The organism is Bradyrhizobium sp. CCGB12 (genome assembly GCF_024199845.1).
Lineage (GTDB): Bacteria > Pseudomonadota > Alphaproteobacteria > Rhizobiales > Xanthobacteraceae > Bradyrhizobium.
Genome location: NZ_JANADO010000001.1, coordinates 5,146,014 through 5,169,034, shown reverse-complemented (window position 1 = coordinate 5,169,034; position 23,021 = coordinate 5,146,014). Strand labels below are relative to the sequence as shown.

The 23,021-nt window shown below is 65.4% G+C and carries 20 protein-coding genes; 16 read left to right on the top strand and 4 right to left on the bottom strand.

The features are described 5' to 3' along the window. Positions 1–127: 127 nt before the first annotated feature. Genes NLM27_RS24045 through NLM27_RS24030 form a run of 4 tightly spaced genes read left to right on the top strand, consistent with a single transcriptional unit; the run spans position 128 to position 5,257 of the window. Positions 128–961, top strand: coding sequence for a substrate-binding domain-containing protein (locus NLM27_RS24045; RefSeq protein ID WP_254145693.1), 834 nt, complete (start codon positions 128–130; stop codon positions 959–961). A gap of 54 nt (positions 962–1,015) precedes the next feature. Further along, the gene (locus NLM27_RS24040; RefSeq protein WP_254145692.1) at positions 1,016–2,122 is read left to right on the top strand and encodes a molybdopterin-binding protein; all 1,107 of its coding nucleotides are present in this window, start codon (positions 1,016–1,018) and stop codon (positions 2,120–2,122) included. A 13-nt stretch (positions 2,123–2,135) separates the two neighbouring features. Further along, positions 2,136–4,085, top strand: a complete 1,950-nt coding sequence (locus NLM27_RS24035) for a molybdopterin biosynthesis protein (RefSeq protein ID WP_254145691.1) — start codon at positions 2,136–2,138, stop codon at positions 4,083–4,085. Between the two features lie 41 nt (positions 4,086–4,126). Further along, positions 4,127–5,257 carry an FAD-dependent monooxygenase gene (locus NLM27_RS24030; protein ID WP_254145690.1) on the top strand — a complete coding sequence of 377 codons (1,131 nt, stop codon included), beginning with the start codon at positions 4,127–4,129 and terminating at the stop codon, positions 5,255–5,257. On the opposite strand, the gene NLM27_RS24025 is transcribed toward NLM27_RS24030, so the two are convergent. After that, positions 5,224–5,454 carry a hypothetical protein gene (locus tag NLM27_RS24025; RefSeq protein WP_254145689.1) on the bottom strand — a complete coding sequence of 77 codons (231 nt, stop codon included), beginning with the start codon at positions 5,452–5,454 and terminating at the stop codon, positions 5,224–5,226. The genes NLM27_RS24030 and NLM27_RS24025 overlap by 34 nt on opposite strands. A gap of 109 nt (positions 5,455–5,563) precedes the next feature. Between NLM27_RS24025 and NLM27_RS24020 the strand changes: the two genes are divergently transcribed. Then, positions 5,564–5,863: a hypothetical protein gene (locus NLM27_RS24020; protein ID WP_254145688.1), complete on the top strand. Its 300-nt coding sequence runs from the start codon at positions 5,564–5,566 to the stop codon at positions 5,861–5,863. 5 nt (positions 5,864–5,868) lie between these two features. Here the strand turns inward: NLM27_RS24020 and mobA are convergent, their stop codons facing one another. Then, complete coding sequence (gene mobA, locus NLM27_RS24015; protein WP_254145687.1) at positions 5,869–6,516, bottom strand: molybdenum cofactor guanylyltransferase MobA; 648 nt, start codon at positions 6,514–6,516, stop codon at positions 5,869–5,871. Beyond that, entirely contained in the window at positions 6,503–7,393 is an 891-nt protein-coding gene (locus NLM27_RS24010; protein ID WP_254145686.1) for a formate dehydrogenase accessory sulfurtransferase FdhD, read from the bottom strand. The genes mobA and NLM27_RS24010 overlap by 14 nt, the downstream gene beginning before the upstream one ends. Before the next feature lie 208 nt (positions 7,394–7,601). Between NLM27_RS24010 and mobB the strand changes: the two genes are divergently transcribed. The 11 genes from mobB (at position 7,602) to NLM27_RS23955 (ending at position 22,250) form a co-directional block, all read left to right on the top strand. After that, entirely contained in the window at positions 7,602–8,129 is a 528-nt protein-coding gene (gene mobB, locus NLM27_RS24005; RefSeq protein WP_254145685.1) for a molybdopterin-guanine dinucleotide biosynthesis protein B, read from the top strand. Between the two features lie 9 nt (positions 8,130–8,138). Further along, positions 8,139–9,395: a gephyrin-like molybdotransferase Glp gene (glp, locus tag NLM27_RS24000; protein ID WP_254145684.1), complete on the top strand. Its 1,257-nt coding sequence runs from the start codon at positions 8,139–8,141 to the stop codon at positions 9,393–9,395. 46 nt (positions 9,396–9,441) lie between these two features. Further along, the gene (locus NLM27_RS23995) at positions 9,442–9,675 is read left to right on the top strand and encodes a sulfurtransferase TusA family protein (protein ID WP_254145683.1); all 234 of its coding nucleotides are present in this window, start codon (positions 9,442–9,444) and stop codon (positions 9,673–9,675) included. A gap of 127 nt (positions 9,676–9,802) precedes the next feature. Then, positions 9,803–11,236 (top strand): sigma-54 dependent transcriptional regulator, encoded by a 1,434-nt coding sequence (locus tag NLM27_RS23990; RefSeq protein ID WP_254145682.1) that lies wholly within the window; start codon positions 9,803–9,805, stop codon positions 11,234–11,236. Further along, positions 11,229–13,253 (top strand): cache domain-containing protein, encoded by a 2,025-nt coding sequence (locus tag NLM27_RS23985; RefSeq protein ID WP_254145681.1) that lies wholly within the window; start codon positions 11,229–11,231, stop codon positions 13,251–13,253. Before NLM27_RS23990 ends, NLM27_RS23985 begins: the two co-directional genes overlap by 8 nt. Positions 13,254–13,594: 341 nt before the next feature. Next, a complete protein-coding gene (locus NLM27_RS23980; RefSeq protein WP_254145680.1) occupies positions 13,595–15,247 on the top strand; it encodes an OFA family MFS transporter in 1,653 nt (550 codons plus the stop codon). An 88-nt stretch (positions 15,248–15,335) separates the two neighbouring features. Further along, positions 15,336–15,617: a hypothetical protein gene (locus NLM27_RS23975; protein ID WP_254145679.1), complete on the top strand. Its 282-nt coding sequence runs from the start codon at positions 15,336–15,338 to the stop codon at positions 15,615–15,617. Positions 15,618–15,901: 284 nt separating this feature from the next. Then, positions 15,902–17,605, top strand: a complete 1,704-nt coding sequence (locus NLM27_RS23970) for an NADH-ubiquinone oxidoreductase-F iron-sulfur binding region domain-containing protein (protein ID WP_254145678.1) — start codon at positions 15,902–15,904, stop codon at positions 17,603–17,605. Next, entirely contained in the window at positions 17,602–20,370 is a 2,769-nt protein-coding gene (gene fdhF / locus NLM27_RS23965; RefSeq protein WP_254145677.1) for a formate dehydrogenase subunit alpha, read from the top strand. Before NLM27_RS23970 ends, fdhF begins: the two co-directional genes overlap by 4 nt. A gap of 302 nt (positions 20,371–20,672) precedes the next feature. Next, complete coding sequence (gene ybaK, locus NLM27_RS23960) at positions 20,673–21,146, top strand: Cys-tRNA(Pro) deacylase (RefSeq protein ID WP_254145676.1); 474 nt, start codon at positions 20,673–20,675, stop codon at positions 21,144–21,146. An 18-nt stretch (positions 21,147–21,164) separates the two neighbouring features. After that, positions 21,165–22,250 carry a HupE/UreJ family protein gene (locus tag NLM27_RS23955; protein WP_254145675.1) on the top strand — a complete coding sequence of 362 codons (1,086 nt, stop codon included), beginning with the start codon at positions 21,165–21,167 and terminating at the stop codon, positions 22,248–22,250. Positions 22,251–22,259: 9 nt separating this feature from the next. Here the strand turns inward: NLM27_RS23955 and NLM27_RS23950 are convergent, their stop codons facing one another. Continuing rightward, a complete protein-coding gene (locus tag NLM27_RS23950; RefSeq protein WP_254145674.1) occupies positions 22,260–22,943 on the bottom strand; it encodes a GntR family transcriptional regulator in 684 nt (227 codons plus the stop codon). Positions 22,944–23,021 lie beyond the last annotated feature (78 nt).

Genomic DNA, 23,021 nt, shown 5'->3' with positions numbered 1-23,021 from the left:
GAACGATCTCAAAGCGCGCGCGCTTTGCCGAAATTTCCCGAGCGCGGAGCGCAAGGAGCAGATGCGTCACGAGTGCGGCGCAATCGGTCGCCATCATGATCGCGTCAAATCCAATGGGAACCCGATCATGGCCGTCCGCCGCCTCTCCGTTGCATTCGCGCTTCTCTGCGGCCTTGCCGCAAGCGTTGCGGCGTCATCCGCGGAGGACCGCGACATCGTCCTCGCGACGACGTCGGCGACGCAGGAATCCGGTCTGCTCGATTATCTGTTGCCGATCTTCCGCGAGAAGACCGGCATCGACGTGACGGTGATCGCACGACGCGCCGACGAGGTGCTCGACGGGGCGCGAAGGGGCGAGGTCGACGTCGTGCTGATGCATGCGCGCCCGCAGGAGGAGAAATTCGTCTCCGACGGTTTTGGCGTGAAGCGCCTCGACGTGATGTACAACGACTATGTGCTGATCGGGCCGAAGAGCGATCCCGCCGCGGTGAAGGGCAAGGACATCGCGACCGCGCTGAAGGCGATCGAGGCCAAGGGCTCGCCTTTCGTGACGCGCGGTGACCGCTCCGGTACCCATGCTGCGGAGCTCGCGCTCTGGATCGTCGCCGGTATCGACATCGCGACCGCCAAGGGCGCCTGGTATCGCGAGGCCGGGCCGGGCATGACCGCGGCTCTCGACGCAGCGCGCGCCGCGAACGCCTATGTGCTGTCCGATCGCGGCAGCTGGATCTCGTTCGGCAATCGCGGCGATCTCGACATCGTCGTCGAAGGCGACAGGCGGCTGCTCAATCAGTACGGCGTCATGCTGGTGAATCCCGGGAAGTTTTCGAACGTGAAGAAGGACCTCGCGCAGACCTTCATCGACTGGCTGACCTCGCCGGAGGGGCAGACGGCGATCGCCGCCTACAAGGTCGACGGGCAGCAGCTGTTCTTCCCCAATTCGGACAGGTCGGGCGGCTGAGACGGGCAGCGCCGGCGGTTGCCAAACCGGGCGATGCATGGTCCATCATGGCGCATGACCCAGCGCCTGCCGTCCTCGCTCACGCCGCTCGACACTGCGCTCGCCGAGTTGCTGCGCGGCATTGATCCCGTCGCGCCGGTGGAGCTGCCGACGGCGGAAGCGATCGGCTGCATCGCGGCGGGCACTCCGCTGCTTGCGGCTTGTCCGCCTCGTGACGTCGCCGCGACGGATGGCTGGGCGCTGTCCGCCAACGATCTCGTCGGTGCGTCCGCCTACTCGCCGCTGCCGCTGGCGATGGCCCCTGCGTGGGTCGATGCCGGCGACGCGATGCCGGAGGGATGCGACTGCGTGCTCGATGCGGGCGCGGTCGAGCTATCGGGGCCGCTGGCCCAGGTGTTGGCAGAGGGCGTGCCGGGGCAGGGCGTCAGGCGCGCGGGAAGCGACGTCGCCGCGCGCACGCCCGCCGGGGCCGAGGGATATCCCATCAGTGCGGCTGATCTGCTGATCGCGCGCGTCGCGGGCGTGGAGAAGCTCAGCGTGCGGCGGCTCCGTCTATGCATCGTCAATGTGCCGGGTGCAACGGCAACGGCGCAGATGATCGCCGACATTGCGCGCGCAGCGGGACAGGATGTGAAGACGCTTGAGGCTGGCGCGCGCGATGAAGCATCGATTGCAGAGGCGCTGGATACCTCTTCCTGCGATGTATTGCTGACGGTCGGTGGCAGCGGCGTCGGCCGCCGGGATGCCGCTGTTGCGGCGCTGGCCCGGCGCGGCCAGGTGCTGGCCCATGGCCTTGCGCTCCAGCCTGGACGGACCGCCGCGGTCGGGCGGCTCGGACCGATTGCCGTGGTCGCCTTGCCCGGCTCGCCCGATCATGCGCTCGCGGCCTGGCTCGCACTGGTGCTGCCGCTCATCGACCAATTGTCGGCGCGCAGGCCGCGCCGACGGGTGACCCTGCCGCTGGCGCGCAAGATCGCATCCGGTGTCGGCATCGCCGAAATGGCCCTGCTGTCTTGGGAACATCATGCGTGGATGCCGCTTGCCGTGGGCGAATGGTCGCTCCAGGCGATGGCCCGTGCCGATGCATGGCTGCTCGTCCCCGCCAGCCACGAGGGATTTGCGGCGGGCACGCCGGTCGATGCCTATCTGATGCGGGAATGATATGGGTTCCGGCATGACGATGATTCCGCGGTCGCAAGAGCGCAGCGCGCTCGAACAGGAGCAGTTCCTCAAGATCCTCTCGCGCGAGGAGGCGCTGGCGCGCTTCGACGCCGCGCTGTTCCCGCGCCCGATTCCGACCGAGATGCGCAAGCTCGCCGATGCGCTCGGTGCGGCGCTCGCCGAAGACGTCACGGCGCCGATCGATGTTCCGCCGTTCGACCGCTCCAATGTCGACGGCATTGCCGTGCGGTCCGCGGATGTCGTTGCTGCGGGCGAAGGCAAGCCTGTTCGCCTTGTGCTGAACGGCGAAACCATCCACTGCGGCACCGTCCCGATGCTGCAGGTGGCGGCCGGGTCGGCAACGGCGATCGCCACCGGCGGTCCGCTGCCGCGCGGCGCCGATGCCGTCGTCATGGTCGAACATACCCAGCCGGCGGGGGCGGATGCGATCGAGGTTCGTCGCGCCGCGTCTCCCGGGCAATTCGTCTCCTATGCCGGATCCGACATTGCGCGCGGCGAAGCGCTGCTGCGTGCGAGCACGATCATCGGTTCGCGCGAGATCGGCATGCTGGCGGCGTGCGGCATCGCCGAGGTAGCGGTCGCGCGAAAACCGCGCGTGGCCGTGATCTCCACCGGCGACGAATTGGTCCAGCCCGGCGAGGTGCTGGCGCCCGCCGACATCTACGACACCAATGGTGCGATCGTCACGGCTGCGATCGACGAGAATGGTGGCGAGGCGGTCTTCCTCGGCGCCATCCCCGATGATGAAGCCAAGCTCGAAGCCGCCATGCGCAACGCGCTGGCGGAGGCCGACATGCTGGTGCTGTCGGGCGGCACCTCGAAGGGTGCGGGCGATCTGTCCCATCGCATCATCGGCCGGCTCGGCGCGCCCGGCATCATTGCGCATGGCGTTGCGCTCAAACCCGGCAAGCCGCTGTGCCTTGCGGTTTGCGACGGCAAGCCGGTGGTGATCCTGCCAGGCTTTCCGACCTCGGCGATGTTCACCTTCCACGACATGATTGTGCCGGTGCTGCGCAGGATGGCCGGACTGCCGCCGCGCTCCGATGCGAAGGTGAACGCAACCGTGCCGGTGCGCATTGCTTCCGAGCTCGGCCGCACGGAATTCGTCATGATCTCGCTGGTCGAGGGCAGGGACGGCCTGATCGCCTATCCCACCGGCAAGGGATCAGGTGCGATCACGTCGTTCGCGCAGGCCGATGGTTTCCTGCGCATCGACGCGCTCGCCGACCAGATGCCGGCCGGGACCGAGGCCGAGGTGACCTTGTTCACGCCGCATGTGCGCGTGCCCGATCTCGTCATCGTCGGCAGCCATTGCACCGGCCTCGATCTCGTCACCGCGCAGCTCGCACATGCCGGCCTGACCGTGCGCTCGATCGCGGTCGGCAGCCTCGGCGGGCTTGCAGCCGCGAAGCGCGGCGAATGCGATCTCGCGCCGATCCATCTGTTCGACGATAGAAGCGAGACCTACAACACGCCCTATCTCGTCGAAGGTCTCGAACTCGTCCCCGGCTGGCGGCGGATGCAGGGCATCGTCTTCCGCAACGGCGACAAGCGTTTCGAAGGTCTCGGTGCAAAGGACGCCGTCGCCGCCGCGCTCACCGATCCCGCCTGTATCATGGTCAACCGCAACCAGGGCGCTGGCACGCGCATCCTGATCGACCGGCTGCTCGGCGGCGCGCGCCCGGAAGGCTATTGGAACCAGCCGCGCTCGCACAATGCAGTGGCGGCGGCCGTCGCGCAGCACCGCGCCGATTGGGGCATGACCATCGCGCCGGTCGCCCATGCGGCCGGCCTCGGTTTCATTCCGCTCGCCGAAGAGCATTATGACTTCGCGCTGGTAACGGCGCGCAAGGGCCGGCCGGCCGTGCGGGCCTTTCTTGATGCACTCGGCTCGAATGAGGCGCGTGCGGCACTCGAGCAAGCGGGTTTTCGGCCGGCCTAGACAGACGACGCGGCATTCAAGCCGCGCGAGAGGGGGACGCGATGGCAAGGCCGCTTTCGGTTGCGATCGTCGGGGCCGGCATGGGCGGACTTGCGACCGCCGCGGCGCTCCGGCGCGTCGGCATCAAAGTGATGGTCTACGAGCAGGCCTCCCAATTCGCACGCATCGGCGCCGGCATCCAGATCGGCTGCAACGCGATGAAAGTCCTGCGTGCGCTGGGTCTCGAGACGCGGATGCGCGAGCACTCGTTCTATCCGCGCTCGTGGAACAATCGCGACTGGAAGAGCGGCGACATCAAGTTCGACATGATCTTCGGCGAGAGCGCGGAGGAGAAATTCGGCGCGCCCTATCTGCTCGCCCATCGCGGCGACCTGCATGCGGCGCTGGCGAGCGCGGTCCCGGACGAATGCGTGCGCCTCAACCACAAGCTGGTCGGTCTCGACGAAGCCCGTGACGGTGTCCGACTGAGTTTCGCCGACGGCGCGAGCACTGTCGCCGATGCCGTGATCGGCGCGGACGGCGTCCATTCGACGGTACGCGATATCCTGTTCGACACCGCGCCGGCCAAATTCACCGGCCGCATCGCCTATCGCACCACCTATCCGGCCGCGATGTTGGGCGGCGCAGGGATCGACGACTGCACCAAATGGTGGGGCGAGGACCGCCACATCGTGATCTACTACGTCAAGCCGGACCGCAGCGAAGTCTATCTCGTCACCAGCCAGCCAGAGCCGGATTTCCGCATCGAGTCCTGGTCGGCGAAGGGCGACGTGCGCGACCTGCGCGCATCGTTCGAGGGCTTTCATCCGCAGGTCGGACGGGTGCTGGCGGCGTGCCCCGACGTGCACAAATGGGCGATCATGGACCGCGATGCGCTGGAGCGCTGGACCAACGGCAAGGTGACGCTGCTCGGCGATGCCTGCCACCCCATGACGCCCTACATGGCGCAACGCGCGGCCATGGCGATCGAGGACGCCGCCGTGCTGTCGCGCTGTCTCGACGGTGTCGATCGAGACGGGGTCGCGGATGCATTCCGCCGCTTCGAGGCGACGCGCAAGCAGCGCACGACGAAGGTGCAGGAGACCTCTCGCGCAAATATCTGGCTGAAGGAGCGGACCGATACCAGCTGGGTCTACGGCTACGACGCCTGGTCGGCGCCGCTGGCGGCCTGAGCGCCCTGGTCCCGCTTGCGCTCACGATCCTCGGCCTCGGCAAGCGCGCGTCGTGCGGCGGGTGGCAGCGGCTTCGGGTCCGGCGGAACCTCGACGATGTCAGGCTTGCCCAGCTGTCTCGTGCGATCGATCGTCTCGGAGAGATCGAATACGAAATCGACGAATTCGAAGACGGTGTTCAAGAGAGGGGCGGCCATGGCTCGTCCGGGGAATGTCCAGACCTGTGGTCGCTCCTGTCCCCGGTCCGGTTCAAGACGCCATGAACTTGGATGGCCGCCGTCGCGACCAAGGCCTATGAACCAGGTCATGACCGCGTCAACGCCCCTCAATTTCCGCAAGATCGCTGCACTCATCGCGGCAACCGGCACGCTGTTCTGGCTCTACACCTTCCATTACATCGCGAATGTCCCGCCCGGGGACGGCAGCGGCTTTCAATGGCTCGCGGTGTTTCCGTTGGGCATGGTCTTCGGGGCGTTCTTCCTGCCGGCCTGGCTGCTGGTTGGTATCGGCCGTTTGCCGCGCTTTACCACCGCTGTCGGCCTTTGCGGCCTGATCGCCTTCGCCATCATCTGGGCGCAGCTCCTCAACGAGTTTCCGAAATCGTAAAATCGCTAGGACTCATCGAGGGCCGCCAGCCGCTCGGCCTCGGCGACGTCCTCGACCGTGTTGGCATTGAAAAACGGATCGAGCGGCTCGGTCGGCCATGTCACCGTCGCGAGCGGATAGCGCGCGGTCCAGCGGTCGATCTTGCGGAGGTCCTCGACGACCAGCGCGTGGCGCAGCTCGTTGCGCAAGGCGACTTGCCACAGGCCGATAACCGGATGCGACTGATCGCCCGATGCAGCGACTGCGAGCTCCGCGTTCTCGCGCTCCCGTGCATCGTGCAGGCGAGCGACGAGATCGCGCGGCAGGAACGGGCAGTCGCCGGCGGCGCTGAGCACCCACGCGATCTCCGGCCGGTTCGCTGCAGTCCAGTCGAGCGCAGCCAAAATGCCGGCGAGCGGTCCGGGAAAGCCGGGCACGTCATCGGCGACGACCTGCAAGCCGAACGGGGCGAAACGTGCGGGATCGCCGTTGGCATTGAGGATCAGCCCGCTGCACTGGGGCGCAAGGCGCGCGATCACGCGCGCCAGGATGGTGCGACCGCCGATGGTGCGCATCGGCTTGTCGCCGCCGCCCATGCGCCGTGCGAGACCGCCGGCAAGCAGCACGCCAAGAGTCGACGGAACACTCGTTGCCGGAAAACTAGTCGTCACCACCTTCACCCTTGCGCTTGTGCTTGGCCGATTCCTCCTCGACGTAGGCGAGGTCCTGGTCGTAGACGATGCGCTCCTCGCCCGCGAGCGCGATGAAACGCTTGCCACGGGTGCGGCCGACCAGCGTCAGGCCAACCTGCCTTGCGAGATCGACGCCCCAGGCGGTGAAGCCGGAGCGCGACACCAGGATCGGAATGCCCATGCGCACGGTCTTGATCACCATCTCCGAGGTGAGGCGCCCCGTGGTGTAGAGGATCTTGTCGGAGGCATCGACGCCGTGGCGGTACATCCAGCCCGCGATCTTGTCGACGGCGTTGTGGCGGCCGACATCCTCGGTGTAGCACAGTGGGGCGCCCTCCTTGCACAGCACGCAGCCATGGATCGCGCCGGCCTCGAGATACAGCGAGGGCATGGTGTTGATGGTCTGCGTCATCTGGTAGAGCCAGGAGGTGCGCAGCTCCGCCTTCGGCAGCGCGACGCTCTCGACAGCCTCCAGCAGGTCGCCGAAGGCGGTGCCCTGCGCGCAGCCCGAGGTCTGCGTGCGCTTCTTCAGCTTGGCCTCGAAATTGGTGTGGTGCGAGGTGCGTACGACCACGACCTGGAGGTCGTCGTCGTATTCGACCTCGGTGACCACGTCATTATATTTCAGCATGTTCTGGTTCAGCAGATAGCCAAGTGCCAGATATTCCGGATAGTCGCCGATCGTCATCATGGTGACGATCTCCTGCGAATTCAGGTAGAGCGTCAGCGGCCGCTCCATCGGGACCTTGATCTCGACCCTGGCACCGGTCTGGTCGGTCCCGGCCACGCTCTGGGTCAGGCGCGGGTCGTCCGTGTCAGGGAGAATCAGGGGCGCCAAGGTTTTGTCGGTCTTCATCATGGCCGCGAGGTTAGCATGACATTCGGGTCAAGCCGATATAAGCATGGCGGGGAATGGGCAAAATGCCTCCGCTCGTCGTTGCGAGCGCAGCGAAGCAATCCAGAATCTTTCCGCGGAGACAGCCTGGATTGCTTCGCTGCGCTCGCAATGACGGGGACAGACCGGAGGTTCCATCGGCTGGCGAGCTGTTGGCGGAGATCGAACGGTTATGAAAGTCATCGGCCTTGCAGGCTGGAGCGGTGCGGGCAAGACCACGCTGTTGACGCGGCTGATCCCGCATTTCAACGCGCAGGGGCTGCGCGTCTCCGTCATCAAGCATGCGCATCACCGGTTCGACGTCGACGTGCCCGGCAAGGATTCCTGGCGGCATCGCGAGGCCGGCGCGGCCGAAGTGCTGATCTCCTCGGCGAACCGCTGGGCCCTGATGCATGAGCTGCGTGGCGCCGCGGAGCCGCGGTTGCCGGAACTCTTGAGCAAGCTGTCCGCGGTCGATCTCGTCGTGGTCGAGGGCTTCAAGCGCGAGCCGCACCGCAAGATCGAGGTGCATCGCGCCGCCAACGGCAAGCCGCTGCTGTTTCCCGACGATCCCGGAATTGCCGGCATTGCGGCCGACGTCGCGGTTGACACAAGGCTGCCGACTGTCCATCTCGACGATATCCCGGGCGCCGCGGCACTGTTGCTGCGCGAGGCGATGCCGGTCGAGGAAGCGGTGGCAAAAAGCGCTGCGCTGCGCTGACGAGGCACCATGGCGCAACTGTCGGACGATTGCTTTGCCTTCGGCGGCCCGATGATGTCGGTCGACGAGGCCGTTGGCCTGATCACGACGCGCGTCAACGCGATTGCGGATCTCGAAACGGTAGCGCTCGTCGATGCCGACGGCCGCGTGCTGGCGCGCAACGTTGCTGCGCCGCTGCCGCTGCCGCCGTTCACCAACTCCGCCGTCGATGGCTACGCCGTGCGCAACGCGGATCTTCCTGATAGGGCGGAGCAGGCGCTTCCGCTCGACGGCCGTATTCAGGCCGGTGGTCTCGCGCAGGCACCGATCAAGCCCGGCCACACCGCGCGCATCTTCACGGGCGCGCCGATGCCACCGGGCGCCGAAGCCGTCTTCATGCAGGAAGATGTCCGCATCGACGTATCAGGCAGAATCGTGCTGCCGCCGGGGCTGAAGCCGGGCGCCAATGTCCGCCCCGCAGGCGAGGACATTCCCGAAGGACATATCGTGTTGCGCGCCGGCCAGCGCTTGCTGCCGCAGCATGTCGCCCTTGCCGCAGCATTCGGCTTGACGCAGCTCGAAATGATCAGGCGCATCCGCGTCGCGGTGTTCTCGACCGGCGACGAACTGGCATCGCCCGGCGAGCCGCGCGCGGCCTCACAGCTGTTCGATTCCAACCGTTTCATGCTAATGGCGATGCTGCGCCGGCTCGGCTGCGAGGTCAGCGATCTCGGCATCTTGCGTGACGAGCGAACCTCGCTCGCCAATGGCTTGAAGCAGGTTGCAGGTCGCCATGATCTGATCCTCACCACCGGTGGTGTTTCGACCGGCGAGGAGGATCACGTCAAGGCGGCAGTCGAGAGCGTCGGCTCGCTGGTGTTGTGGCGGATGGCGATCAAGCCGGGGCGGCCGGTGGCGATGGGCATCATCGACGGCACGCCGCTGATCGGGTTGCCCGGCAATCCCGTCGCGAGCTTCGTCACTTTCGTCCATGTGGTGCGGCCGACGGTGCTGGCCCTGGCGGGTGCCCTGCCGGAGCCACTCTTGCCGATCCCTGTGCGCGCCGCGTTCACCTACAAGAAGAAGGCGGGCCGGCGCGAATATGTTCGCGTCTTCCTGCGCAAGGGGCAGGACGGTGGGCTCGAGGTAACCAAGTTTCCGCGCGAGGGCGCGGGGCTGTTGTCGTCCCTGGTCGAGACCTCCGGCCTGGTCGAGCTCGGAGAATCCATCACGGGAGTCGAGCCCGGGCAGAGCGTCGGCTTCCTGTCCTACGCCAGCCTGATCTGATGCCTCGTGCGTTGACGCCACCGCTCCGCCCCGCCATGGTGCGGCGATGACCAGGACGACACTCGATCTCACCGGGCTGAAGTGCCCGCTACCGGCGCTCAAGACGCGCAAGGCGCTTAAACCGCTCAGGGCGGGGGACCAGCTCGAAGTTCACTGCACCGATCCCCTCTCGGTGATCGATATCCCCAATCTGATCCGCGAAACCGGCGACAAGGTCGAGATCACCGAGCGCAACGATGCGCGCATCGTGTTCCTGGTCGAAAAGAGCGACGCCCCGTAGAAAGGCGAATATTCACGGCGGCGACGTTTGACTATGCTGCGCCTGTGTGGGAAGCGGCTGGAACTTCGCTGCAATGCGAAAAGCGCCGATTATTGCGGTGGATGATCTCAAACCTAAGACATCGGGGATGACTTTCTCAACATCGAGGGCAAGTGCAGCCGCAAGTCCCGCGGTGGGCCGCGAGCCTGCCGTCAAGCTCGGCAAGGCCACGGCGGGGCCCGAGTTCAGCGCGCTGGCGCAGGCCTCCATCCTCATCGTCGACGACGAGCCGGGCATGCGCAATTTCCTGGTGCGCACGCTTGCGCCGCGCTGCAAGCTGGTGGATGAGGCTGCCGATACCGACCAGGCCTCGCGCAAGCTCGATTCCAACCGCTACGACGTCGTCATTCTTGATAACATCATGCCGGGCAAGAATGGCGTCGATTGGCTCGCTGAGCAGCGCGCCGTCGGCTTTTTCGCCGACGCCATCCTGATCACCGCCTATGCCGATCTCGACACCGCGATCCAGGCCCTGCGCGCCGGCGCGGCCGATTTCGTGCTCAAGCCGTTTCGCTCCAACCAGATCCTCAACGCGGTGGCGCGATGCCTCGACCGCGTCCGCCTCCAGCGCGAGAATTATGTGCTGCGCTATGCTTTGCGTGCCTCGTCCGACCGCACCTTTCTGCGCGACAATCTGATCGGACAGTCGGCAGCGACGCTGCGCGTGCGCGAGACCATCGCGCGCGTTGCGGGTCTGCCGACGTCGGTCCTCCTCACCGGCGAGTCCGGCACCGGCAAGGAAGTGGCGGCGCGCTCGATCCACTCGCTGTCCGACCGTGCCGACAAGCCCTTCGTGCCCGTGAATTGCGCGGCGATCCCGCCCGAGATGATCGAGGCCGAGCTGTTCGGACACATCAAGGGCGCCTTCACCGGCGCCGATTCGGGGCGCGAGGGCTTATTCCTGTATGCGCATGGCGGCACGCTGTTCCTCGACGAGATCGGAGAGTTGCCGCTGCCGATGCAGAGCAAGCTGCTCCGCGTGCTCGAAGACCGTCGGGTCCGTCCGGTTGGCTCCGAGCGTGAAGTTCCGGTCGACCTGCGCTTCATCTTCGCAACCAATGCCGAGCTTCAGAAGGAGGTCGAGAGGGGGCGTTTCCGAGCTGATCTGTACTACCGGCTCAACGTGATGCAGATCCGCCTGCCGCTCCTGAAGGATCGCGGCGACGACGTGCAGGAGCTTGCCGCCATGTTCATGAGCAAGCTGTCGGTTCAGCTCGGCATGCCGCCGGTGCCGATCGACGCCTCGGTGCGGACGGCGCTCGCAAGCTATGACTGGCCGGGCAATGTGCGCGAGCTGCGCAATTTGATCGAGCGCACGCTGATCCTCGGTGCCTTCCCCGACGATTTCGCCGGTCCGCGCAACGACGGTCAGTCGGCGCCTGCCGACAGTCTCGCGGAGCTCGAGCGCCGTCACATTCTCGGTGTGCTGAAAGAGGTCAACGGTAATCGCGAGGAGGCGGCTCGACGCCTCGGTATCTCGCGCAAGACCATCGACCGCAAATGCGCGTTGTGGGATGTCTGATGCTGCCGGCCGCAGCGGCGAGTTCGTGCGGGGACGCTCTGTCCGCTTCCGGCTGCTCGCGATCGCGCTGCTGCCGATGCTGGTCATCCTGCCGCTGCTGCTCGGCGTTGCGATCTACCGCTGGAATGCGAAATTCGACGCAACGCTGATCTCCAAGGTCAACGGCGATCTCACCATCGCCCACCAATATCTCGCCCGCATCCTGGAGAAGACCGGCGTCCAGCTCCGGGCGCTCGGCCTGTCGGCGCGCTTCCAGGAGGTGCTGGCGCCGGATGCGCGCGACTCCTTACGGGATCTGCTCGAGGAGACCCGCAAGGAGATCGGTCTCGATTTCCTGTATCTGACCAACGGTCGCGGCGATGTCCTGGCCTCATCGCCGCCGCTGCAGCATCAACCGAGAAGCGACTGGCCGATCATCATGTCGGCGCTGTCGGGCCAGGTTCCTGCAACGGGCGTCGACATTTTCGGAAATGACGAGCTTGCCGCAATTTCGCCGGCGCTGGCCGAGCGCGCGCGACTGGACCTCGTGCCGACGCCGAACGCGGTGCCGACCGACCGCAGCACGGAGACGCGCGGCATGGTCGTGCATGCGGCGAGCCGGGCGATGCTGCCGGACGGTGGCGCGGCTGCGTTGGTCGGCGGCACGCTGCTCAACCAGAATCTCGAGTTCATCGACACGATCAACGATCTCGTCTATCGCGCGGCGAGCCTGCCGGAAGGCAGCCAGGGCACCGCGACGCTGTTCCTGGACGACGTGCGGATATCGACCAACGTCCGTCTGTTCGAGGGACGACGCGCGCTTGGCACGCGCGTGTCGGCGGCGGTGCGCTCGGCCGTGCTGGGCGAGGGGCGCACCTGGCTCGACAGCGCCTTCGTGGTCAATGATTGGTACATCTCCGCCTACGAACCGCTGGTCGACAGTTATGGCAAGCGGGTCGGCATGCTCTATGTCGGCTTTCTGGAGAAGCCGTTCAGCGAGGCCAAATACCAGACATTGGTGATCATCATCGCTGCGTTCATCGCGATCACGGCCGCGACCGTGCCGATCTTCTTGCGCTGGGCAAGCTCCATCTTCATGCCGCTGGAGCTTGTCACGGCGACGATCAGCGAGGTGGAGCGCGGGAATCTTTCCGCCCGCACCAAGATGCCGGTGTCGGGTGACGAGATCGGCCGCGTCGCGGTTCATCTCGACAGCCTGCTCGACCAGATCCAGGAACGCGACCGACAGCTCCGGGAATGGAACGAGGAACTGAACGTTCGCGTGCGGGAGCGCACCCGAGACCTCGAACACGCCAATCTCAAGCTCGAGGCAACCACCAAGCAGCTCATCATGTCCGAGAAGCTGGCCGCGATCGGCGAGATCACCGCCGGCGTTGCACACGAGATCAACAATCCGATCGCGGTGATGCAGGGCAATCTCGACGTCATCCGCAGCGTGTTCGGGGCCGATGCCGACAAGGCGAAGGTCGAGTTCCGCCTGCTTGACGAGCAGATCCACCGCATCAGCCAGATCGTGACCAAGCTGCTGCAGTTTGCACGGCCGGAGGAATATGCCGGCTATGTCGAGCGCCATGCGCCGACAAGCATCATCTCCGACTGTCTGCCGCTGGTGCAGCATCTCCTGAACAAGACCGAGATCGCCGTGGTCAGGGACGACCGCGCCAACCGGCTCGTGCTGATGAACCGCAATGAGCTTCACCAGGTCTTGGTCAATCTCATCGTCAACGCCATCCACGCCATGCCGGACGGCGGAACCCTGACGCTCCGCTCCTACGATGTCGAGCGCGACGGCCGGCAAGGCGTCGCCATCGAGGTCACTGATACCGGCATCGGCATGAGCGCCGAGGTGATCGAAAAGATATTCGACGCCTTCTACACCACGAAACGGCGGCAAGGCACCGGGTTGGGGCTCTCCATCAGCCAGACGCTGGTCAAGCGTCAGGGCGGGCAGATCACGGCCGAGAGCCGCGTCGGTTCGGGGAGTACATTCACGGTGTGGCTGCCGGAAGCAACCTGATTGGACATTTTGTCCGAGGATTTCAGGACATTCTGTCCGGTGCGGCGCATTGCACTGCGGGAAGTCGTTGAATCATCACGATGCGGCTTCTGGCACGCGCGTTGCTCATATCAAAACAGGGTGTTGAGGGGGGATGAGGGCGCGATAGCCGTCACTGCAACGCTGCTTGCGAGGTGAAGGGACATCACTCGCGATCAGCTGCTTGCTCGGCGCACATGACGCGATGCGCACCAGACCATTCCACTTCGACATGAAGTCCGGCCTGTCATGCGCGGCTGTCAAGCACGCACGACCGGTCTCAACCGATGTGCCGGCAAGGCCGCGCTTGGGAGGTAATGCTTATGTCGACTGCCGATACCGTTCTTGCACCGGTTGGTGCTTCCGGCTTTCTCGATCGTGAACGCACGATCGCGACGGCCGGTTTCAATCGCTGGCTGGTGCCGCCGGCGGCGCTGTGCATCCATCTGTGCATCGGCATGGCCTACGGCTTCTCGGTGTTCTGGCTGCCGTTGTCACGCGCGATCGGCATGTCCGCGCCGAAGGCCTGCCCGGACATGTCGCTGTGGCAGGAATTGTTCACGACCAGCTGCGACTGGAAGGTCGCCAGCATGGGATGGATGTACACCCTGTTCTTCGTGCTGCTCGGTATCGCGGCTGCGGTCTGGGGCGGCTGGCTGGAGCGCGTGGGACCGCGCAAGGCGGGCTTCGTCTCGGCGCTCTGCTGGTGCGGTGGTCTCTTCCTCGGCGCGATCGGAATCTACACCCATCAGCTCTGGCTGCTGTGGCTGGGTTCGGGCGTAATCGGCGGCATCGGCCTCGGCCTCGGCTACATCTCGCCGGTGTCGACGCTTGTGAAATGGTTCCCGGATCGTCGCGGCATGGCGACCGGCATGGCCATCATGGGCTTCGGCGGTGGCGCCATGATCGGCGCGCCGCTGGCGAACCTGTTGATGAACTACTTCAAGACCCCGACCTCGGTCGGCGTCTGGGAGACCTTCGTCGCGATGGGCGTCATCTACTTCGTGTTCATGATGATCGGTGCGTTCCGCTATCGCTTGCCGCCGCCCGGCTGGCAGCCGGAGGGTTGGACCCCGCCGTCCAAGGCCAACGCGATGATCTCGAAGAACAACGTCCATCTCAACGATGCGCACAAGACGCCGCAGTTCTGGCTGATCTGGTGGGTGCTGTGCCTGAACGTGTCGGCCGGCATCGGCGTGATCGGCATGGCCTCGCCCATGCTGCAGGAGATCTTCGCCGGCAAGCTGATCGGTCTGCCGGACGTCGGCTTCAACGCGCTCGATGCCGGGCAGAAGGCCCAGATCGCGGCGATCGCGGCCGGTTTTGCCGGATTGCTCTCGTTGTTCAACATCGGCGGCCGCTTCTTCTGGGCCTCGCTGTCGGACAAGATCGGACGCAAGAACACCTACTACACGTTCTTCATCCTCGGCATCGTGCTCTATGCGCTGGCGCCGACCTTCGCGGCGATGGGTTCGAAGCTGCTGTTCGTGGTCGGCTTCGGCATCATCCTGTCGATGTATGGCGGGGGCTTTGCGACCGTGCCGGCCTATCTCGCCGACATGTTCGGGACCCAGTTCGTCGGCGCCATCCACGGCCGGCTGCTGACGGCGTGGTCGACGGCGGGCATCATCGGCCCCGTCGTGGTCAACTACATCCGCGAGTTCCAGCTCGCGGCCGGCGTGCCGCGCGACCAGCTCTACAACACCACCATGTACATCCTGTGCGCGATGCTGATCGCGGGCCTGATCTGCAACTACCTGATCAAGCCGGTCGATTCGAAGTGGCACATGAAGGAGGCCGACGTCGCCAAGTTGCAGGCGGCCAGCGCCAGCGCTGCAGCCGCGGGACCGCACGGCTCCTACGGCATCGGCTTTGGCGGGCTTGACGCCAAGGCGGCAATGTTCTGGGCCTTCGTCGGCGTTCCCCTGCTCTGGGGTGTCTGGAAGACGCTGGAGAGCGCGGTCAAGATCTTCTGATCGCACATTCATCGCGAGCGGGAGCGCACCCAAGGGCGCGCTCCCGCCGCTCATTTCGATTGTTTCAAACTTACCCCTGGGGGATTCGATGGTTCGTAAACTCGTTTGTGCCGCCGCCATGCTGTTGGTCGCCGGCGCGCTGCAATCCGCGTCCGCACAGACCGCCGCGGCACCGGCCGTAAAACCGGCCGCTACAACCGAAGCCAAGCCCGGCAAGATCAAGCTGACCGCGCAGAAGCTCAAGGACATGAAGGCCAAGTGGAGCGCCAACAAGTCGAAGCTCAAGGACTGCCGCAAGGACGTGAAGGCCAGAGGTCTCGCGGGTGACGATCGCTGGTTCTATATCGAGGAGTGCATGGGCAAAAGCTGACCGGTCAGCGCTTGGGCATGGAAGGGCACCTGTAGCCTCGGAGCGGGAACGCGATACGATTTCGCTATCGCAGCATAGGAAGGCTTTATTGATCTCCAGGCCAATTCAGGCTTCGTTCTGTCAATTGGCGCGTTGGACGAACGCAAGGCAGTGTCCGGCAGTGATCCGGAGTTTGCCTTTGAGTCGCGCTTAACTGCTTCCGCAAGCTTGATAATTTACTTGGCATCTGGCATGCCAAAGGCTAGAACTGGAGCTGTTCTAAAAGACGAGATCGAGACGAATCGATGAGCGACGACGTGCACAAGGTCCGCCCGTTCGAGCACCCCGGTGAGGGACGCCGGCGCGCCAAGGCGACCCCCAAGGGCCGCCAGGTCGATCCCACCGCCGCGCATGAGATCGAGCTGTTGCTTGGCGACAGGCCGCGGCGGCGCGATCTCCTGATCGAATATCTGCACCTGATCCAGGACAAGTATCACCAGATCTCGGCCGCGCATCTGGCCGCGCTCGCCGACGAGATGAAGCTTGCCTTCGCCGAGGTGTTCGAGACCGCGACCTTCTATGCGCATTTCGACGTGGTGAAGGAAGGCGAGCCCGACATCGCACCGCTGACGATCCGCGTTTGCGATTCGCTGACCTGCGCGATGCTCGGCGGCGAGAAGCTGCTCGAGGATTTGCAGAGCGCGTCGGGTCCGGGCATCCGCGTCGTGCGCGCGCCCTGTGTCGGCCGTTGCGATACGGCGCCTGCTGCCGAGGTCGGCCACAACTTCGTCGACCACGCGACGGTTGCCAATGTCATGGCGGCGGCGAAGGCCGGCGACACCCACGCGCATCTGCCCGATTATATCGGCTACGACGCCTATGTCGCCGGCGGCGGCTACAAGCTGCTCAATCGCATCCGCTCGGGAGAACTCTCGAAGGACGATCTCTTGAAGGCGCTCGACGACGCCTCGCTGCGCGGTCTCGGCGGCGCCGGCTTCCCGACGGGGCGCAAATGGCGCGCGGTGCTCGGCGAACCCGGCCCGCGGCTGATGGCGATCAACGGCGACGAGGGCGAGCCCGGCACGTTCAAGGACCGCGTCTATCTCGAAAGCGATCCGCACCGATTCATCGAGGGCATGCTGATCGGCGCGCATGTGGTGCAGGCAAGTGACGTCTACATCTATCTGCGCGACGAATATCCGGCTTCGCGCGAGATTCTCGAGCGCGAGATCGCAAAGCTGCCGCCGGGCGGTCCGACGCTGCACATGCGCCGCGGCGCCGGCGCCTATATCTGCGGCGAGGAATCCTCGCTCCTGGAGAGCATCGAAGGCAAGCGCGGCCTGCCCAGGCACAAGCCGCCTTATCCGTTCCAGGTCGGCCTGTTCGGCCTGCCGACGCTGATCAACAACATCGAGACGCTGTGGTGGGTGCGCGACATCGTCGAGAAGGGTGCCGACTGGTGGAAGGGCAATGGCCGTCATGAGCGCCATGGCCTGCGCAGCTTCTCGGTCTCGGGCCGCGTGAAGAACCCCGGCATGAAGCTGGCGCCCGCGGGTATCACCGTACGCGAGCTGATCGACGAATATTGCGGCGGCATGGCCGACGGCCATCAGTTCTACGCGTACCTGCCGGGCGGCGCATCCGGCGGCATCCTGCCGGCGTCGATGGACGACATCCCGCTCGATTTCGGCACGCTGGAGAAGTATGGCTGCTTCATCGGCTCGGCCGCGATCGTGATCCTGTCGCAAAAGGACAGCGTGCGCGCCGCGGCGCTGAACCTGATGAAGTTCTTCGAGGACGAGAGCTGCGGCCAGTGTACGCCGTGCCGCGTCGGAACCCAAAAGGCGGCGCTGCTGATGCAGAAGCCGGTCTGGAACCGCGCCTTGCTGGAAGAATTGAGCCAGGCGATGCGCGATGCTTCGATCTGCGGGCTCGGACAGGCGGCATCGAATCCGTTGTCCTCCGTGATCAAATATTTCCCTGACGAGTTCAAGGAAGCGGCCGAATGACGAAGATTACGTTCGAGCTCGACGGCAAGCAGGTCGAGGCCAAACCCGGCGAGACGATCTGGCAGGTCGCGAAGCGTCAGGGCCGCGACATCCCGCATCTCTGCTATTCGCCGGCGCCGGATTATCGCCCCGACGGCAATTGCCGCGCCTGCATGGTCGAGATCGAGGGCGAGCGCGTGCTCGCGGCGTCCTGCAAACGCACGCCGTCGGTCGGCATGAAGGTGAAGACCGAGTCCGCGCGTGCGACTGCCGCGCAGAAAATGGTGATGGAGCTGCTCGTCGCCGACCAGCCGGCGCGGGAGACCTCGCACGATCCGGATTCGAAGTTCTGGCAATGGGCCGAAACGACAGGTGTCACCGAGAGCCGCTTCCCCGCTGCCGAGCGCTGGGCCACCGACGCCAGCCATCCGGCGATGCGCGTCAATCTCGATGCCTGCATCCAGTGCGGCCTCTGCGTGCGCGCCTGCCGTGAGGTCCAGGTCAACGACGTCATCGGCATGGCCTATCGCAGCCATGGCTCGAAGATCGTGTTCGATTTCGACGATCCCATGGGCGAGTCCACCTGCGTTGCCTGCGGCGAATGCGTTCAGGCCTGCCCGACTGGCGCGTTGATGCCGGCCGTGATGCTGGACGATCAGCAGACGCGCGTCACCTACGCGGACAAGAAGGTGGATTCGCTGTGCCCGTTCTGCGGTGTCGGCTGCCAGGTGACCTATGAGGTCAAGGACGAGAAGGTGATTTACGCCGAGGGCCGCGACGGCCCCGCCAATCACAATCGTCTCTGCGTCAAGGGCCGCTTCGGCTTCGACTACATCCACCATCCGCATCGCCTGACCAAGCCGCTGGTGCGGCTGCCGAACGCGAAGAAGGATGCCAACGACCAGGTCGACCCCGCCAATCCCTTCACCCATTTCCGTGAGGCGAGCTGGGAGGAGGCGCTCGACATCGCCGCCAAGGGCCTCGTCAAGATCCGCGACGAGAAGGGCGTGAAAGCGCTGGCGGGCTTCGGCTCGGCCAAGGGCTCGAACGAAGAGGCCTATCTGTTCCAGAAGCTGGTGCGCACCGGTTTTGGGTCCAACAATGTCGATCACTGCACCCGGCTGTGTCACGCCTCATCGGTGGCGGCGCTGTTCGAAGGCCTGAGCTCGGGCGCAGTGTCGGCGCCGTTCGCGGCCGCCATGGACGCCGAGGTCATCATCGTGATCGGTGCCAACCCGACCGTAAACCATCCGGTCGCCGCGACCTTTATCAAGAACGCGGTCAAGCAGAACGACGCCAAGCTGTTCGTCATGGATCCGCGCCGGCAGACGCTGTCGCGTCATGCGACCAAGCATCTGCAGTTCAAGCCGGGCTCCGACGTCGCCATGCTGAACGCGATGATCAACACGATCATTACCGAGGGCCTGACCGACGACCAGTACATCGCCGGCTACACCGAAGGCTTTGACGACCTCAAGGAGAAGATCAAGGAGTTCACGCCGGAGAAGATGGAGCCGATCTGCGGCATCCCGGCGCAGACCCTACGCGAGGTCGCCCGGACCTATGCGCGCGCAAAATCCTCGATCATCTTCTGGGGCATGGGCATCAGCCAGCATGTCCACGGCACCGACAATGCGCGCTGTCTGATCGCGCTGGCGCTGATCACCGGCCAGGTCGGCCGCCCCGGCACCGGCCTGCATCCGCTGCGCGGCCAGAACAACGTGCAGGGGGCCTCCGATGCCGGGCTGATCCCGATGTTCCTGCCGGACTATCAGCCGGTCAGCCGCGACGACATGCGCGGCGCTTTCGAGAAGCTCTGGCAGCAGGATCTCGATCCCGTCCGCGGCTTGACCGTGGTCGAGATCATGAACGCGATCCATGCCGGCGAGATCAAGGGCATGTATATCGAGGGCGAGAACCCCGCGATGTCCGACCCCGATCTCCAGCATGCGCGCCAGGCACTGGCGATGCTCGATCATCTCGTGGTGCAGGATCTCTTCGTCACCGAGACTGCGTTCCATGCCGACGTGATCCTGCCGGCTTCGGCCTTTGCCGAGAAGGACGGCTCCTTCACCAACACCGATCGCCGCGTGCAGCTCGCGCGCCAGGTGATCAAGCCGCCCGGGGATGCGCGGCAGGACCTCTGGATCATCCAGGAGATCGGCAAGCGTATGGGCCTGCCCTGGAATTATTCCGGCCCGGGCGACGTCTTCACCGAGATGGCAGAGCTGATGCCGTCGCTGAAGAACATCACCTGGGAGCGGCTGGTGCGCGAAGGCGCGGTGACCTATCCGGTCGACGATCCGAACAAGCCCGGCAACGAGATCATCTTCACCACGGGCTTCCCGACCGCGAGCGGCCGCGGCAAGATCGTGCCGGCCAAGGTCATCCCGCCGGACGAGATTCCCGACGACGAATATCCGATGGTGCTGTCGACCGGCCGCGTGCTGGAGCACTGGCACACCGGCTCGATGACACGCCGCGCGCAAGTGCTCGACCAGATCGAGCCCGAGGCGGTCGCGTTCATGTCGCCCAAGGACATGCGCAAGAAGAAGCTCGTACCCGGCGACTTCATCCGTCTGGAGACCCGCCGCGGCGCCGTCGAGGTCAAGGTCCGCTCCGACCGCGACGTGCCGGAGAACATGGTGTTCATGCCATTCTGCTACGCTGAGGCGGCGGCGAACTTGTTGACCAATCCCGCGCTCGATCCGTTCGGCAAGATCCCGGAATTCAAGTTCTGCGCGGCGCGAGCCGAACGGGCCGAGATGCGGGACGCGGCGGAGTAAGACTCCGCCGTCGTTGGGCGGCACGCTGCCGCCAACCCACTGCTGTGTCCCGGCGAACGCCGGGACCCACCGCGTGATTCATCGATTGCGGATGGTCGCAGTACCGAACGACTAGCTTCCGCCAAACTGCTCCCTGGGGTTATGGGTCCCTGCCTGCGCCGGGACGACACCGTGGGTGTGACGCTCATCTGCGCCCACACCGTCATTGCGAGCGAAGCGAAGCAATCCAGACCGCCTCCTCGGTGAAATTCTGGATTGCTTCGTCGCTTCGCTCCTCGCAATGACGGTGGTAGATTTGGCTCATGTCCAAAGCCACCCCAGCCACGCGCGCGCTTGAGACCGCCGGTGCTGCCTTCACCGTTCACGCCTACGACTACGATCCCGATGCGGAAAGCATCGGGCTGCAGGCCGCATCGGCGCTCGGGGAAGATCCCGCGCGTGTCTTGAAGACGCTGATGGCGCAGGTCGACGGCAAGCCGGTCTGTGTGATCGTCCCGTCCGATCAGGAGGTCTCGATGAAGAAGCTCGCCATCGCCGCGGGCGGCAAGTCGGCGCAGATGATGAAGCCGCCAGAGGCCGAACGCGTCACCGGCTACAAGGTCGGCGGCATCAGCCCGTTCGGGCAGCGCAAACAGGTGCGCACCGTGATCGAGCAGAGTGCGCTTGCGCATGACCAGGTCTTTCTCAACGGGGGTCAGCGCGGCTTGCAGGTGCGGCTGAGGCCTGCCGACGTGCGGGATGTCCTCAAGGCAGTTGTCGCCGATGTGCTGGCGTGACGGCAATGGGGTGGGATCATGAGGTGGCCGCGGCTGCTGTGGCTCGCGGCGCTGCTCGGCATCGGCCTTCCGGCTGAGGCGCATCAGGTCAACCTCGTCACCGCGCGCGTGGCGCTGGCCCCCGATCGCACGGTGAGCGTCGAGCTCGGAATGAAGGGCAGCGATATCGATCGCCTGATCGGCACGAGGATTCACGATGCGAGACAGGACGCGGTCGATCCCGCCGCGGTCGAAGCGGCCAGGCCCGCAATCCTCGCCTATGTGAGCACGCATTTGGCTGTCACAGGCGGTGGCAGGGCCTGTTTGGTCGGACATGCCGCGATCCTGGCCGACGGCGACGGCATCATCTACCGCAACAGCTTTGCCTGCGCCAACGCCGCCGGCGACATCATCTATCGCTCCACCGTGCTGACCGAGAAGGATCCGGCCGCGCGCCAGGTCGTGCTGATTGCGCAAGGCAAATCGGAGACGCAGGCCTTGCTCGATGCCGGCGATACCTCGGTCACGCTCTCGACCGCGCCGCCGCCGCTGTGGTCGACGATGCAGCGCTATCTGCTCACCGGCATCGAGCACATCTTCCTTGGCTACGATCACATTGCATTCCTGATTGCCGTGGTGCTGTGGGCGAGACGGCTCATTCCCGTCGTCAAGATCGTGACGGCCTTCACCGTCGCCCATTCGATCACCTTGTCGCTGGCCACGCTGAACGTCCTCGTCATCCCGAGCAGCATTGTGGAGCCGGCGATCGCGGCCTCGATCGTCTTCGTGGCCGTGGAGAATTTCTTTGCGCGCGATGTCGACAAGCGCTGGCGTATCGCCTTTTTGTTCGGACTGGTCCATGGTTTCGGCTTCGCCGGCGCGCTTCGCGATATCGGCCTGCCACCGAACGCAGTGGTGCCGGCGCTTGCCGCCTTCAACGTCGGCGTCGAGATCGGACAGGTTGCGGTCGTCGCGGTGGTGCTGCCGATCCTCGCACTTGCCGATAGATTGACTGCTCAGGATCGATCCGAGCCGGCGAGAGCGGCGGGGCTGGTCTATGCGGTGTCCGCGGTGATCGGTCTGCTCGGCGGCTACTGGTTGCTCGCGCGCGTCTTCGAAGCTTGAGCCAGCGGCCTACTGCTTCTGCAACAGCTTGAGCCGGCAGCGCAGCGCTTCGCGAATGTGCGCGCGCGCAAGCTGCTCGGCCTTGTCACCGTCGCGCGCGGCGATGGCGTCAATGATGGCCTGATGCTCATCGTGGCTGGTCGAGGGGCGGCCAGTCACCGTGAAGGTGGTCGGGCCGAGCAGGGCAATCCAGTCCTGCAATTCCCGCGACGCGTTGTCGAGATAGCGGTTGCGCGCGGCGCGGCAGATGGCCTCGTGGAAGGCGCGATTGAGCCTCGCCATCTCGGCCGCGTCGGTCTCCGACGCTTCGACGAAACCCTGCTCGATATCCCTGAGTGCGTCGATCTCGGGCCGCGAGGCGTGCTCGGCGGCGAGGCGCGCGGCGGCGCCTTCCATGATCTCGCGCATGGCGTAGAGCTCGAGCACCTCGGAGATGTCGAGGTTGCGCACGATCAGCCCGCGGCCGCCGGCGGGCTCGACGAAGCCGCGCGCTGCGAGGCGGCCCAGAGCTTCGCGAACCGGGGTGCGGCTGACCTTCAGCCGTTGCGCGACCTCTTCCTCGCGCAAGCGATCGCCGGCGCGGTAGCTGCCGGCCTGGAGCGCCTCGCAGAGCGAACGGAACACGGCTTCGCCCAACGCCACGCCGGCCCCGCGCGCAATCGTTCCACCTGCCTTTGCCGGGCGTCTGGCCATGCTTTCCTCGAAACAAGGCGCATCCTGCCCATGCAGAGATGCCGCTTGCGCCGCCAATGTATATCTTTGTATACAAAA

Bases quoted from the DNA above. Each gene is read 5' to 3' on its own strand.
- NLM27_RS24025 (WP_254145689.1), bottom strand. From the start codon at position 5,454: ATGGCCGCCCCTCTCTTGAACACCGTCTTCGAATTCGTCGATTTCGTA.
- NLM27_RS23990 (WP_254145682.1), top strand. From the start codon at position 9,803: ATGACTTTCTCAACATCGAGGGCAAGTGCAGCCGCAAGTCCCGCGGTG.
- NLM27_RS24020 (WP_254145688.1), top strand. From the start codon at position 5,564: ATGACCGCGTCAACGCCCCTCAATTTCCGCAAGATCGCTGCACTCATC.
- NLM27_RS23995 (WP_254145683.1), top strand. From the start codon at position 9,442: ATGACCAGGACGACACTCGATCTCACCGGGCTGAAGTGCCCGCTACCG.
- NLM27_RS23950 (WP_254145674.1), bottom strand. From the start codon at position 22,943: ATGGCCAGACGCCCGGCAAAGGCAGGTGGAACGATTGCGCGCGGGGCC.
- NLM27_RS24030 (WP_254145690.1), top strand. From the start codon at position 4,127: ATGGCAAGGCCGCTTTCGGTTGCGATCGTCGGGGCCGGCATGGGCGGA.
- glp (WP_254145684.1), top strand. From the start codon at position 8,139: ATGGCGCAACTGTCGGACGATTGCTTTGCCTTCGGCGGCCCGATGATG.
- NLM27_RS23955 (WP_254145675.1), top strand. From the start codon at position 21,165: ATGAGGTGGCCGCGGCTGCTGTGGCTCGCGGCGCTGCTCGGCATCGGC.
- NLM27_RS23985 (WP_254145681.1), top strand. From the start codon at position 11,229: ATGTCTGATGCTGCCGGCCGCAGCGGCGAGTTCGTGCGGGGACGCTCT.
- NLM27_RS24010 (WP_254145686.1), bottom strand. From the start codon at position 7,393: ATGATGAAGACCGACAAAACCTTGGCGCCCCTGATTCTCCCTGACACG.
- ybaK (WP_254145676.1), top strand. From the start codon at position 20,673: ATGTCCAAAGCCACCCCAGCCACGCGCGCGCTTGAGACCGCCGGTGCT.
- fdhF (WP_254145677.1), top strand. From the start codon at position 17,602: ATGACGAAGATTACGTTCGAGCTCGACGGCAAGCAGGTCGAGGCCAAA.
- NLM27_RS24040 (WP_254145692.1), top strand. From the start codon at position 1,016: ATGACCCAGCGCCTGCCGTCCTCGCTCACGCCGCTCGACACTGCGCTC.
- NLM27_RS23980 (WP_254145680.1), top strand. From the start codon at position 13,595: ATGTCGACTGCCGATACCGTTCTTGCACCGGTTGGTGCTTCCGGCTTT.
- NLM27_RS24035 (WP_254145691.1), top strand. From the start codon at position 2,136: ATGACGATGATTCCGCGGTCGCAAGAGCGCAGCGCGCTCGAACAGGAG.
- NLM27_RS23970 (WP_254145678.1), top strand. From the start codon at position 15,902: ATGAGCGACGACGTGCACAAGGTCCGCCCGTTCGAGCACCCCGGTGAG.
- mobB (WP_254145685.1), top strand. From the start codon at position 7,602: ATGAAAGTCATCGGCCTTGCAGGCTGGAGCGGTGCGGGCAAGACCACG.
- NLM27_RS23975 (WP_254145679.1), top strand. From the start codon at position 15,336: ATGGTTCGTAAACTCGTTTGTGCCGCCGCCATGCTGTTGGTCGCCGGC.
- NLM27_RS24045 (WP_254145693.1), top strand. From the start codon at position 128: ATGGCCGTCCGCCGCCTCTCCGTTGCATTCGCGCTTCTCTGCGGCCTT.